Below are 13,174 nucleotides of genomic sequence, written 5' to 3'. Positions count from 1 at the left end.
CCGGCAGCCGCGCAGACGCCATCGCGGCCAGCACCGATCAGGTCCCTGGCCATTCCATTCGCGAAACAAAAAAGCCCGGGCGCGAACGCCCGGGCTTGCAAACACACCGGCAAAGATTGCCGGCGATGTCGGATCAGAACTTGACGCCGAGACCGACGCGGACCGAGTTGTCATCGAAGCCGCTCGACACAGTACCCAGGTCGAGATCGTAATCCTTCGACTGGTAGTCGGTGTAGCGGTATTCGACGCGGGCCGTGATGTTCTTGGTCAGGAACGCTTCGGCGCCGGCACCAACGGTGTAGCCGTAGTGGACATTGCTGTCGTCGGACGTGGCATCGTTGAGCTTGAACTTCGACGCGGCCAGACCACCGGTCGCATAGACCAGGAACGGGTTGACGTCATAGCCGAGACGGGCACGCAGCGAACCGTTCACGCCCTGCTCGGCGCCAACGAGACCATTGGAGGTGTCATTGTTGCTGAGCGCAACATCGGCTTCCACACCGTAGACGAAGTTGTCCATCTGCCAGTTGTAGCCGCCGTAGACACCGCCGCCGAAACCGTTGTTGCCGTCGCCGGCCACATCGGTGTCGCCGCGGCTGTAGACGCCGAACACACCGGCATAGCCACCGGCCCACAGATAGGCAGGAGCGGTCGCCAGGTCGGCAACCGGCGGCTCGGCGGGCTGGTCCATAATGGCGTCAGCGGCATGGGCCGAGAACGACAATGGCAGCATCATGGTGGCGGCGAGAAGCGCCATTTTGGTCGTACGCATAGAAAACTCCTTGGTTTATTTCCATCATCACAACGGATGAAGTCGGGTTGGGTTCCGTCCCCCTCGAGTGCCTAAGATGGTGGATGAATGCGGCGGGCGCGGAGCCGAAATGTGGAAACAACGCGGCACAAACAAGGCGCCCCCGGCTGTTGCGGACGGGCAACAAATTCGGCTTTGCTCAGGGACGAGCAGGCACGGGGCCGGCGGCGCGGCGTTGCATTGAGGCCGCCACAGCCTATATGGGGCCTATCGAAACCTCACCAGAAAGCCCGTATTTCCCTATGATAAGCATATTAACGCTGGTTGCGGGCCTGATCCTGCTCGTTGTGGCAGGTGACTATCTGGTCCGCGGCGCCGTCGGCCTGGCCGAGCGTCTGGCCATCGATCCTCTTATCATTGGCTTAACTGTTGTGGCATTCGGCACCTCGGCGCCGGAATTGTTCGTGTCCCTGCAGGCGGCGTTCAACGGCGAGTCGGGAATCGCCATCGGCAATGTGGTCGGCTCCAACATCGCCAATGTGCTGCTGGTGATGGGCGCTCCGGCGCTCTTGATGACGATCCACAGCAATGAGAAGGGCATCGGCGTCTCGCTGATCGTGATGGTGCTGGTCAGTGCCGTGCTGATGGCCTTCATGGCCTCGGGCCAGATCACCCGCCTCAACGGCGCCGTGCTGCTGGCGATCATGTTCGGCTATATCGGCTGGCAGATCCATTCGGCGCGCCGCGGACGGCTGGCGATGCCACCGGCCTGCGACCGCCCCGAGCCGGCGCACGAGTTGCTGTCAACGACATGGATCGCCGTGTTCATGGCCGGCGGCCTCGTCGGACTTCCCATCGGGGCCTGGCTGACCGTGGACGCGGCGTCCGCGATCGCCCGGCTGCTCGGCGCCTCGGAAACCGCCATCGGACTGACCGTTGTCGCCGTCGGCACCTCGCTGCCGGAACTGGTGACCTCGCTAATGGCCGCCTACCGCCGGTCCGGCGCGGTGGCGATCGGCAATGTGGTCGGCTCCAACATCTTCAACATCGGGCTCATTCTCGGACTGACCGGCGTGATTCTGCCGCTCGATGTCGATGCGCGCGTGATTCACATCGACATGTGGGTGATGCTGGCCACGGCCTTGCTGGTGGTGGCGCTGGCGCACTGGTCGGTGCCGATCAGGAAGCTCGGCGGCATCGCCATGCTGGCGGCCTTCGGCGTCTACATCGCGTCGGTGTTCTAGCACCGTCCGCGTCGCCGGGACCGCACTCGCCTGGCCGGCGGGACTTGCACCAGCACGGCGGACGCGAGACAACTTGACCTGCACGGGGACTCAGACAGGACGGCTTGATGACACCACAGGGTAAGATCGCGCTGGTTACCGGCGCCGGCCGCCGGATCGGCCGCGCCGTCGCCGAAGATCTCGGCCGCCACGGATTTCACGTCGCCGTGCATGCCAACCGCTCCGGCGAGGAAGCAGAGTCCGTGGCGCAGGCCATCCGCTCCGCCGGCGGCCGGGCGCGGGTGTTCCTGGCCGACCTCTCCGACGCGGCGGCGGTCCGGCGGCTGCACGCCGAGGTGGCCGAGGCCCTGGGGCCGATCGACCTGCTGGTCAACAATGCCTCGGTGTTCCAGGAGGATGCCGCCGACGATTTCGACGAGGCCGGCTTCGACCGGCATTTCGCCATTCATCTCAAGGCGCCGCTGATCCTGGCCGAGGCCATGGCCAGGGGCCTTCCCGCCACCTCGCACGGGCTGATCGTCAACATGATCGACCAGCGGGTCTGGCGGCTGACGCCGAAGTTCTTCTCCTATACACTGTCCAAGGCGGCGCTGTGGACGGCAACGCAGACCATGGCGCAGGCGCTGGCGCCGCGCATCCGCGTCAACGCCATCGGCCCCGGGCCGACGCTGGCCAACGAGCGGCAGTCGGCCGAGGATTTCGCCCAACAGGCGGACTCCGTGCCGCTGGGCCACGGGCCGGAGCTGAAGGAATTCGGCAGCACCATCCGCTACCTGTGGGAGACCGGATCGATCACCGGGCAGATGATTGCCCTGGACGGAGGTCAGCATCTTGCGTGGCAGACGCCAGATGTTGCAAACATCGCAGAATGAGCCGTTCCCCGACCCCGAAATCGCCAGGCCGCAGCGCCGATACGCCCGTCTCCGACGGCGGCATGGTCTATGACGAGAACGACAACGACGAGGAGGACGATGCCGCCAGCGTCGCCCCCGCAGACAACATCCTCGCGCCGGTGGAGTGGAATGAAAGTCCGGGCGTTACCCCGGGTCTGAAGGGCGCCGAGGTGATCCAGGTGCTGGTCAGGCATCTGCCCAACCAGCCCGGCGTCTACCGGATGATGAATGCTGCCGGCGACGTGCTCTATGTCGGCAAGGCGCGCAGCCTGAAGAAGCGGGTGACCAATTACGCCCAGGGCCGCGGCCACACCAACCGCATCACCCGGATGATCGCCGAGACGACGAACATGGAGTTCGTCACCACGCGCACCGAGACCGACGCGCTGCTGCTCGAGGCCAATCTGATCAAGCGGCTGAAGCCGCGCTTCAACGTGCTGATGCGCGACGACAAGTCGTTTCCCTATATCCTGATCACCGGCGACCACGAGGCGCCGGCGATCTTCAAGCACCGCGGCGCGCGCTCGCGCAAGGGCGACTTCTTCGGCCCCTTCGCCTCCGCCGGCGCGGTGGGCCGCACCATCAACGCGCTGCAGCGCGCCTTCCTGCTCAGGACCTGCACCGATTCCACCTATGAGGGCCGCACGCGGCCGTGCCTGCTTTACCAGATCAAGCGCTGCTCGGCGCCCTGCACCGGCGAGATCAGCCTCGATGGCTATGCCGAACTGGTGAGCGAAGCCAGGGACTTTCTCTCCGGCCGCAGCCAGGCGGTGAAGTCGCATCTCGGTGCGGCGATGCAGCAGGCGTCCGACGAGATGGATTTCGAGCGCGCCGCCGTCTACCGCGACCGGCTGTCGGCGCTGTCGCATGTGCAGGGCCACCAGGGCATCAATCCGCAGACGGTCGACGAGGCCGACGTCTTCGCCATCCACACCGATTCGGGGCTCGCCTGCATCCAGGTGTTCTTCTTCCGCACCGGACAGAACTGGGGCAACCGCGCCTATTTCCCCAAGGCGGATCCGTCGCTGGAGCCCGGCGAGGTGCTGGGCGCCTTCATCGGCCAGTTCTACGACGACAAGCCGGCGCCGAAGCTGGTGCTGATCTCGGAGGATTTTGCCGACCGGGCGCTGCTCGCCTTGGCGCTGTCTGTGCGCTCGGACAGAAAGGTCACCATCACCGTGCCGCATCGGGGCGAGAAGAAGGAACTGACCGACGACGTGCTGCAGAACGCGCGCGAGGCGCATGGACGGCATCTGGCCGAGACCCAGTCGCAGGCGCGCCTGCTGGAGGGGCTGGCCACCACATTCGGGCTGGCGAAAGTCCCGCGCCGCATCGAGGTGTTCGACAACTCGCACATCATGGGCACCAACGCGGTGGGCGGCATGATCGTCGCCGGACCCGAAGGCTTCGTCAAGAATCAGTACCGCAAGTTCAACATCCGTTCGACCGAGATCACCCCGGGCGACGATTTCGGCATGATGAAGGAAGTCATGCAGCGGCGCTTCTCGCGGCTGATCAAGGAGCACGGCGAGGGTCCTGCCCCGGCAGATGAAACCCCGGCCCCAGGCGACCCCGGCGCGGATGCCGGAGGCGTGCTGCCCGGCGCGGCCGACCAGATCGAGACCGGCAGCGAGCTTCTCGACACCGGCGCCTTCCCGGCCTGGCCCGACCTGATCCTGATCGATGGCGGCCAGGGCCAGATGACGGCGGTGCGCGCCATCCTCGACGAACTCGGCATCGCCGACAAGGTGACCGCCATCGGGGTGGCCAAGGGCATGGACCGCGAGGCCGGGCGCGAGCGCTTCTTCATGCTCGGCCGCCAGCCCTTCACGCTGCCGCCACGCGATCCGGTGCTGTATTTCGTGCAGCGCATGCGCGACGAGGCGCACCGCTTCGCCATCGGCACCCACAGGGCCCGGCGCAAGAAGGAAATGGTGCGCAATCCGCTCGACGAGATCGCCGGCATCGGCCCTACCCGCAAGCGGGCGCTGCTGATGGCGTTCGGCACCGCCAAGGCTGTGTCGCGCGCCGGCGTCGAGGACCTGCTGACCGTCGACGGCATCTCGCAGTCGACGGCGGAACTCATCTACAACCATTTCCACGAGAACAAGACGTAGCCGCAGGATCCACGGCGGTGGTGGTGCGCGGGCAGCCCGACCGCCCGGCGGATCTTGAAATCCTCGCCCGGCTGGTCCAGATTGAGACTGTCTGAAACAGGTCAGGTCGGTGCGGTTGGCCCGACCCCCGCCACGTGCGGGTCCTTTCCGCAGCTCGGCATGGTGCCCGGCTCCGGTCCCAAGACCTTCCCCGCGCCCGCAATCACGCGGGCCGCGAATGAAAGGTTTTGACCATGCAGCAGCAGATTTCCGTCATCACGCTCGGCATCGCCGATCTTGCCCGCTCCCGCCGCTTCTACGGTGAAGGGTTTGGCTGGACGCCGGTGTTCGAGAATCCCGAGATCGCCTTCTACCAGATGAACGGGCTGGTGCTCGGCACCTGGCTGAAGCCGGAACTGGAGAAGGACATGCAGCGCCCCGGCCTTGTCTCGCCCGGCGCCTTTGCACTGGCGCACAATGTCGGCTCGGTCGAGGCGGTCAACACGCTCATCGACCGGCTGGTGCAGGCCGGCGGACGCCTGCTCCGGCCCGGCGACGCGCCGGTGCACGGCGGCTTCCGCGGCTATGTCGCCGATCCCGACGATCATGGCTGGGAAATCGCCTTCAATCCGGCGTGGGCGATCGACGAGAACGGCCATGTGAGCTTCGGTCTCTGACCCCCGGCACACAGCCAGGCGGGCCTGACTGTGTGCCGATTTGCGACACTCCGGCCCGCACCAGCACCGGGCCGGAGGCTTTTTCGATGTCGGGCTGGCCTCCGGTGGCTTTTCTGCGCAATTGCGCTAAAAGATTGCGGCATAGTGACCGGAGCAATCCGATTGCGGTTGACCTTGCCGGGTCAAGCCGTTCATCTGGCCACATCTCAGACACAAGGCGTCCCATGGCCTCCCGCGCACTCAACATACCGAACCTGCTCACCTATGGCCGCATCCTGGCGGTTCCCCTGATCGTGCTCTGCTTCTTCCTCGAGGGCCGGCTGCACGGCTCCGACATCGCCCGCTGGGCGGCGCTCGGCATCTTCGTCCTCGCATCCGTGACGGACTTCTTCGACGGCTATCTCGCCCGGATCTGGGATCAGACCTCGAACATCGGACGGATGCTGGACCCGATCGCCGACAAGCTGCTGGTCTCCTCGATCCTGCTGCTGGTCGCCGCCGACGGCACCATTGCCGGCTGGACCATCTGGGCGGCGATCATCATCCTGTGCCGCGAGATCCTGGTCTCCGGCCTGCGCGAGTATCTCGCCGCGCTCAAGGTCTCGGTCCCGGTGACCTGGATCGCCAAGTGGAAGACCACGCTGCAGATGGTGGCGCTCGGTTTCCTGCTTGCGGGCCCCGCCGGCGACAAGGTGCTGCCCTACACCACCCAGATCGGCATCGGCCTGTTGTGGATCGCGGCCCTGGTGACCATCTACACGGGCTATGACTATTTCCGCGCCGGCTACCGCCATGTGGTGAATGAATGAGCGTCAACATCGTCTATTTCGCCTGGGTGCGCGAGCGCATCGGCAAGGGATCGGAGGTCATCGACGTGCCCGCGAGCGTGGCCACCGTCGGCGATCTGATCGCGCATCTGGCGACGCTGGGCGAGGAATACGAGGCGGCATTCCAGATGCCCGGCGTCATCCGCGCCGCCATCGACCAGGAGCATGTCGAACATTCCGAGCCGATCGGCTCCGCGCGCGAGATCGCGCTGTTTCCGCCGATGACGGGCGGCTGAGCCATGCCGGCGCCCGTCCCGGTCACCGTCCGCATCCAGGCGGCTGATTTCGACATCGCCGCCGAGATCGCCGCGATGACCGCGGGCCGGACAGGCATCGGCGCGGTGGTGACTTTTTCCGGCCTGTGCCGGGACGACGGCGGCCGGCTTGAAAGCCTCGAACTCGAGCACTATCCGGGAATGGCCGAAAAGGCGATCACGAGCATCGCCGAGACCGCAGTGGCGCGGTTCTCGCTCAATGCCATCACCGCCATCCACCGTCATGGCCGCATCGCCCCGGGCGGCAACATCGTGCTGGTGCTCGCCGCAGCGCCGCATCGCCGCGCCGCCTTCGAGGGCGCCGAATTCCTGATGGACTATCTCAAGACCGAGGCGCCCTTCTGGAAGAAGGAGCACCTGAAGGATGGCTCCAGCGGCGACTGGGTCTCGGCCAAGGATGCCGACGATGCCGCCAGGGAGCGGTGGCGGAAGGACTCATGAGTGCTACCGTCAGACTTGACGAGAGCTGGAAGGCGGCCCTGTCGGAGGATCTGGACAGCGCCTACATGACGGATCTGAGGACATTCCTGAATTCCGAGATCGCCTCGGGAAAGCAGATATTCCCCAGGGGAGCCGAGTATTTTTCGGCGCTCGACCTGACTCCGCTCGACAAGGTCAAGGTGGTCATCCTCGGCCAGGATCCCTATCATGGCGAGGGTCAGGCGCACGGCCTGTGCTTTTCCGTGCAGCCGGGCGTGCGCACCCCGCCGTCGCTGACCAACATCTACAAGGAACTCGAGGCCGATCTCGGCATCCCCCGGGCCGGGCACGGCAACCTCGAAAGCTGGGCGCGGCAGGGCGTGCTCCTGCTCAACAGCGTGCTGACCGTCGAGCGCGGCCTTGCCGCCTCGCATCGCGGACGCGGCTGGGAGCAGTTCACCGATGCGGTGATCGCCCGGGTCAACGACCTGCCGCATCCGGTGGTGTTCCTGCTCTGGGGCGCCTATGCGCAGAAGAAGGCGGCATTCGTCGACGCCGGCCGCCATCTGGTGCTGACGGCGGCGCACCCCTCGCCGCTGTCGGCGCATAACGGCTTTTTGGGGTGCCGGCATTTCTCCAGGACCAATGCCTTCCTGAAGAAGAACGACATGTCGCCGATCGACTGGCAGCTACCCCCGACCGCCTGACGGTCCGGCATCCATCACCGTTTGCACACGGACGCTTCTGCCTTTCAGTCAATCGCAGAGCCATGGCGGTCCGAGTCCAAGATGACGCCCGGCCTTTCGGAAAGGCCCGGGCGGATCGCGGCAGCAGGAAAAGTCCGGAAATCTTGATCTGAGACAAGTCACGCTCTCGGCGATCATCCTATGACAGGACGGGTCGTGGATTACGGACCGAACTCACGATCCCGGCGGGATGTGTGAAAGGACCTGGCAGTGAGAACCATCAAGTCTGTCTTCTGGGCCGCGCTCGCGCTCATGACGCTGCTCTGGATAGCCGCCGATCCCTCCGTTTTCGAGGCCGGAAGCGTGCTGGCGCTGCGCGGATACATGATGCAATACAGCGGCGTGCTGGCGATCGCCGCCATGAGCATCGCCATGGTGCTGGCGCTGAGGCCGCGCTGGCCGGAACGATGGCTCGGTGGTCTCGACAAGATGTACCGCCTGCACAAATGGCTGGGCATCGCGGCGCTGATCTTCGCTGTCGTCCATTGGTTGTGGTCGGAGGTTCCGAAATGGGCCATCGGCCTGGGGTTGATGGCGCGCCCGGAGCGCGGCGAGCGGCCGGAACCGACCAGCGCGATCGAACAATCCCTCGCCGGACTGCGCGACCCTGCCGAAGGGCTGGGGGAATGGGCCTTCTACGCGACTGTTCTGTTGATTGCCGCGGCGCTGATTCCGCGCATTCCATACCGGCTGTTCTTCAAGACGCACCGGTATCTGGCCGTGTTCTATCTCGTGCTCGCCTTCCACACCGTGGTGCTGACGAAATTCAGCTACTGGACCTCGCCGTTGGGAATCAGCCTCGCACTGCTGCTGGCCGCCGGCAGCTTCGCGGCCGTGGTGGTTGTGTTCAGGCGCGTGGCGGGAAGACGGCAGGTAACAGGGACGATTGCCGAGATCCGCACCTTTCCCGGCGTGCAGGCGCTCGAAACCCGGATCCGGCTGCAGCCCGGCTGGCCCGGCCACAAGCCCGGCCAGTTCGCCTTTGCCACCTCGGACAGTCAGGAAGGCGCCCACCCCTACACCATCGCCTCGGCATGGGACCCGGCGGATCCGTCGATCAGCTTCATCATCAAGGCGCTGGGCGACCACACGCGCCGTCTTGCCGAGAAGCTCGGCGTCGGCCAGCAGGTCAGGATCGAAGGCCCCTACGGCTGCTTCACCTTCGACGACGACGCCAGGCGCCAGGTCTGGATCGGTGGCGGCATCGGCATCACCCCGTTCATCGCCCGCATGAAGCATCTCGCGCACGCGCGAAAGCACGCCCCGGGCACGGCCCCGCAGATCATCGACCTGTTCCACACCACGGCCGATCTCGACGAGGAGGCGCTGGCGCGGCTGGCGGCCGACGCGGTGGATGCGGATGTGCGGCTGCATATCCTGATCGACGCCAGGGACGGCACGCTCACGGGCGCCCGCATCCGCAAGGTGGTGCCTGACTGGCGTGACGCCAGCTTCTGGTTCTGCGGACCCGTCGGTTTCGGCGATGCGCTCAGATCCGACTTCGCCGCCCATGGCATGGACACCGGCAGGCGGTTTCACCAGGAGCTGTTCAGCATGCGGTGAAACGCCTGAGGCCGGCGCGGAGACCCGGCACGTGACATTGAGCCCGGCTGGCAGACGCAAGGACCGCACCCGGCGCTTCCCATACGGCAACGGGCCCGCGACATGGCGCCTCAACCGACGGGACGGACCACCGGATCGGGATCGACATCCCGGTCGAACTCATAGCCGAAAGCCTTGAGATCGCGCCCGTAGATGGTTTCGACGATCGCCCTGCTCTCGTCACTGTAGTAGCTCGAATAATGCGCGCGGGGCATCACATGCGCCCGCGGCAGAGGCGCCTCGGGCGAGACGCCGATATCCGCGCAGATGCGACTGACGGATGCTTCCAGATTTTCGAAGCGGAACAGGTTCCTGACGATGATCCGTCCGCTGCCGTCATCCAGCATGCTCGTCTGGTCGCGGGCCCCGAAGCGCAGCTTGTCCTTCTCGACGCGGGCAAAGTCGAGAAAGCTCATGGCGCTGTATCGTGCGGCGTTGTGGTGGGTCTGCCCGTTCAGAATGAAGTTGTAGCGGGAAACGAACAGATCATACGGATTGCGCAACAGCGCAAATGTGTAGAAGGCGTCGAAACGCTCGGCGCCATATTTCAGCCGGGACCAGCGCGCGGTGGTGTGCATCGGGAAATAGGCCTTCTCCGGCCGTTCCGGGATCGGCAGCTTCGACAGCACCCGGCGGAACTGCGATCTGGGCCGACTGGGCAGCGACGCGGGCCGGAGAAGCCGGGTGATGCTCAGCCCGGCGGTCTTGGGCACGTGGATGAAGATGAACTTGTGTGTGAGGGAATAGAGCAGCGGAACGAACCTTCTCGAATGCCGGCGGCCAGCAGCGGCGGCGGCGATGCTACGCACGGAAGCGACGTTCAGCCAGTAGCCCGTATTCTTGTTGCAATCGGGGCCGGAGCACAGCCTTTGTCCATGAAACAGCCAGGGCGCTTCTCGCCGGCTTGGCCGCACCGCCCGACACCGGCGTCGCAGGTCCCGACATCATGAAGGCGGCCCGGGAGCCGCCTTCCGCATTCCGATCAGGCGCGCCGGATGTCCGGCGGCGATGCTGTCGCTCAGCCGACGATTTCGGTGCCGGCGAACCAGTAGGCGATTTCTTCGGCCGCGGTTTCCGGAGCGTCGGAGCCGTGGACCGAATTCTCGCCGATGGACAGCGCGAAGGTCTTGCGGATGGTGCCCTCGTCGGCGTTGGCCGGGTTCGTGGCGCCCATGATCTCGCGGTTCTTGAGGATGGCGTTCTCGCCTTCCAGCACCTGGACGACGGTCGGGCCGGAGGTCATGCCTTCCACCAGTTCGCCGAAGAAGGGGCGTTCCTTGTGCACGGCATAGAAGCCTTCGGCTTCGCGGGTGCTCATCCAGACGCGCTTGGAGGCGACGACGCGCAGGCCGGCGTCCTCGAATACCTTGGTGATGGCGCCGGTCAGGTTGCGCTTGGTGGCGTCGGGCTTGATCATCGAGAATGTGCGTTCAATCGCCATGGTCTCATTCCTTTAGCGGTTTGCCCGCCGGTGAGCGGGCCAAATGGGGTGCAAAAAGCCGGGCCGAAGAAGATCCGGCCCGGGTTGGCGCCTAAATAGCCGCCATGGCGGCGTCCCACAAGGGGGCGACGGCGTTTTCGCCGGGCTCAGGCCGAGGCGGCCGGCACCGAGCGGCCCAGGCCGTCATGCAGGTCGAGACAGCGCTCGAACCACTGCGCCACCGGATCGGCGGCGTCGAGCAGCTGCGCCGTGGAGGTGACACGCACCCATTGCAGCGCGCCGAAGACGATGTAATCGGCAAACAGCGGCTCTGAGCCGCCGATCCACAGCTGCGATTTCAGCATGTGGCGCAGCGGCTGCATCCGGGCGGCAAAGCCAGCGATCTCGGCAGCGCGGCCCTCGGTCACCTGCTCGAGCGTCTTGCCCATGCGGCTTTCCCGGCTCGACCGGAAATAGGCCTGGTCGGCGGGGGCCAGGCGGTCGTGGATCTCCAGCAGGGCGATGACGCCGAGCGCCGGGTGAAGGCTGGTCTGGCTCCAGCCCTCGACGAGGCGGGCCGCCGCCTGGCCGCCCTCGCCGCCGAACAGGCTCGGCCGGTCGGGATAGGTTTCCTCGAGATAGTCGGCGATGAGGAAGCTGTCGGCGACGATGCGGCTGCCGTCGCGGATCACCGGGACGATCGGCGAGATGCCGTCCTCGACATTCGGCACCTCGGTGAACGGCACACCCTCGCGCTCATAGGGCAAGCCCTTGTGGGCAAGCGACATCATGGTCTTCCAGCAATGCGGGCTGAAGGGACGCGCGTCGTCGGCGCCGATGAGGTCGAACAGCTTGATGGTCATGAAAACTCCCGGGGATTGCGTGTGACCATCAGCTACAGGATTTGGCGGTGCGTGCCAATGCAGCGGTGCGGCCTGCGATCGACGGTCCTCGCCCGGTTCGACTCCGACCAGCAAGATGGCGTCGATTGCGGACCCTGGAGCGACGGGATGGCCGCCTCGGGATGGCCGCCTCGGCAGGGCTGGCGCGGTCCAACGGGATGCGCGCCAGCCCTGCCCTATTCCGCCGCCGCCGGCGCTGCCTGGATCATCGACTGGAACAACGTCAGCCGCGCCGAGGCGAGATGGGCGCCGCAGGCGGCTTTGACCGCGACCTCGTCGCGCGCCGTCAGCGCCTCGATGTAGCGCAGGTGCTCGGCGATGGCTGCCCGGTTGCGGCTCTTCTCGCTCTTCTTGTTCCACTGGTAGTGATAGTGGAAGACGACGGTGATGACGTCGTAGAAATCCTCGATGAAGCGGTTGGGCGCGCCGTGGATGACGAGTCGGTGGAAGCGGTCGTCGAGGTCGGAAAAATCGTGGTAGCGCGCGTCGATGTCGGCAAGCAGCGCGTGGTGCTCCTGCTCGATCTGCCTGAGCTTCTTCCACACCGGCGCCTCCGGCGGCTGGCGGCAGAAGGCGAGCGCCGAACGCATCTCGAACATTTCCCGGATCTCGAAAAGCTCGGAGGCGAAATCCCCGGAAAATCCCTTGAACACCCAGCCCGATCCGGGACGTTTCTCGACCAGGCCGAAGCGGCTGAAGCGGTTGAGGAATTCGCGGATGCCGGTGGTGGAGATGGCAAACCGCCGCGCCATCTCGGCTTCGTTGATGGCCATTCCGGGCCTGGCGTCGCCGCGCAGCATCCATTCCATGAACAGCTTCTCGAGCCGCTCGGAAGCCGACACGGTCTCCACCGCCGGATGATAGGCCGCATCGCAGTCGTGGCTGGTCACGTAGCGGACGCGGTCCTCGAAGCGCAGCAGGCCGAGGCCGCACAATTCGCCGATGACCTTTCGGATCGTCGTGCGGCTGGCGCCGAGCGAATGGGCCAGGACGGTCTCCGAGGGCAGCGCGTCGCCGACCGGCACCTCGCGCAGCAGGTCGAGCATCTGGTTGAAGGTCCGCTTGTAGACGGTATCGCTTTTCATCTCTGCCGTGGCGCCCCGCTGGTTCTTTTCCCTGTTATTTATCCATAAAAAACAATTTGACGCCAGCCCGGATTCTCGGTTTTTTATGGATAAGAGACAGCCGGAAGAGGGCCGGACTGCCGGGGGGGGGGGGGGGGGGGCAAAAAACAAAAAACAACCCCCCCCCCGCGGGGGGGGGGGCCGGGGGGCCGTCCCCCCCCGCCCCCCCCCCCCCCGGGCGGCCGGGGCCGGAGGGG

The 13,174-nt window shown here is 65.8% G+C and carries 14 protein-coding genes; 9 read left to right on the top strand and 5 right to left on the bottom strand.

Annotated features, from left to right (window positions below; all coding sequences use genetic code 11):
* Positions 1–133: 133 nt before the first annotated feature.
* Positions 134–772 (bottom strand): outer membrane protein, encoded by a 639-nt coding sequence (locus DFR52_RS00075; RefSeq protein ID WP_110029914.1) that lies wholly within the window; start codon positions 770–772, stop codon positions 134–136.
* A 281-nt stretch (positions 773–1,053) separates the two neighbouring features.
* Between DFR52_RS00075 and DFR52_RS00070 the strand changes: the two genes are divergently transcribed.
* The 9 genes from DFR52_RS00070 (at position 1,054) to DFR52_RS00030 (ending at position 9,492) form a co-directional block, all read left to right on the top strand.
* On the top strand, positions 1,054–1,995 hold the full coding sequence (locus tag DFR52_RS00070; protein ID WP_110029913.1) for a calcium/sodium antiporter: 942 nt from the start codon (positions 1,054–1,056) through the stop codon (positions 1,993–1,995).
* A 107-nt stretch (positions 1,996–2,102) separates the two neighbouring features.
* Positions 2,103–2,867 carry an SDR family oxidoreductase gene (locus DFR52_RS00065; protein WP_110029912.1) on the top strand — a complete coding sequence of 255 codons (765 nt, stop codon included), beginning with the start codon at positions 2,103–2,105 and terminating at the stop codon, positions 2,865–2,867.
* Positions 2,868–2,929: 62 nt separating this feature from the next.
* On the top strand, positions 2,930–5,005 hold the full coding sequence (gene uvrC / locus DFR52_RS00060) for an excinuclease ABC subunit UvrC (RefSeq protein ID WP_110031032.1): 2,076 nt from the start codon (positions 2,930–2,932) through the stop codon (positions 5,003–5,005).
* 233 nt (positions 5,006–5,238) lie between these two features.
* Positions 5,239–5,661, top strand: coding sequence for a VOC family protein (locus DFR52_RS00055; RefSeq protein WP_110029911.1), 423 nt, complete (start codon positions 5,239–5,241; stop codon positions 5,659–5,661).
* A 224-nt stretch (positions 5,662–5,885) separates the two neighbouring features.
* Complete coding sequence (pgsA, locus tag DFR52_RS00050; RefSeq protein ID WP_110029910.1) at positions 5,886–6,470, top strand: CDP-diacylglycerol--glycerol-3-phosphate 3-phosphatidyltransferase; 585 nt, start codon at positions 5,886–5,888, stop codon at positions 6,468–6,470.
* Entirely contained in the window at positions 6,467–6,724 is a 258-nt protein-coding gene (moaD, locus tag DFR52_RS00045; RefSeq protein WP_110029909.1) for a molybdopterin converting factor subunit 1, read from the top strand. The genes pgsA and moaD overlap by 4 nt, the downstream gene beginning before the upstream one ends.
* Before the next feature lie 3 nt (positions 6,725–6,727).
* Positions 6,728–7,204, top strand: coding sequence for a molybdenum cofactor biosynthesis protein MoaE (locus tag DFR52_RS00040; RefSeq protein ID WP_110029908.1), 477 nt, complete (start codon positions 6,728–6,730; stop codon positions 7,202–7,204).
* Positions 7,201–7,890, top strand: coding sequence for a uracil-DNA glycosylase (gene ung, locus DFR52_RS00035; protein ID WP_110029907.1), 690 nt, complete (start codon positions 7,201–7,203; stop codon positions 7,888–7,890). Before DFR52_RS00040 ends, ung begins: the two co-directional genes overlap by 4 nt.
* A gap of 249 nt (positions 7,891–8,139) precedes the next feature.
* Complete coding sequence (locus tag DFR52_RS00030) at positions 8,140–9,492, top strand: ferredoxin reductase family protein (RefSeq protein WP_245415132.1); 1,353 nt, start codon at positions 8,140–8,142, stop codon at positions 9,490–9,492.
* 110 nt (positions 9,493–9,602) lie between these two features.
* Here the strand turns inward: DFR52_RS00030 and DFR52_RS00025 are convergent, their stop codons facing one another.
* The 4 genes from DFR52_RS00025 to DFR52_RS00010 form a co-directional block, all read right to left on the bottom strand.
* Positions 9,603–10,340 carry a sulfotransferase family 2 domain-containing protein gene (locus DFR52_RS00025; RefSeq protein ID WP_158284814.1) on the bottom strand — a complete coding sequence of 246 codons (738 nt, stop codon included), beginning with the start codon at positions 10,338–10,340 and terminating at the stop codon, positions 9,603–9,605.
* Between the two features lie 209 nt (positions 10,341–10,549).
* On the bottom strand, positions 10,550–10,972 hold the full coding sequence (ndk, locus tag DFR52_RS00020; protein WP_110029905.1) for a nucleoside-diphosphate kinase: 423 nt from the start codon (positions 10,970–10,972) through the stop codon (positions 10,550–10,552).
* A gap of 146 nt (positions 10,973–11,118) precedes the next feature.
* Entirely contained in the window at positions 11,119–11,814 is a 696-nt protein-coding gene (locus tag DFR52_RS00015; RefSeq protein ID WP_110029904.1) for a glutathione S-transferase family protein, read from the bottom strand.
* A gap of 215 nt (positions 11,815–12,029) precedes the next feature.
* Entirely contained in the window at positions 12,030–12,938 is a 909-nt protein-coding gene (locus tag DFR52_RS00010; RefSeq protein WP_110029903.1) for a GntR family transcriptional regulator, read from the bottom strand.
* Between the last annotated feature and the right edge of the window lie 236 nt (positions 12,939–13,174).

It is taken from the genome of Hoeflea marina, assembly GCF_003182275.1.
Taxonomy (GTDB): domain Bacteria; phylum Pseudomonadota; class Alphaproteobacteria; order Rhizobiales; family Rhizobiaceae; genus Hoeflea; species Hoeflea marina.
This window is presented reverse-complemented; position numbering and strand designations above follow the sequence as displayed.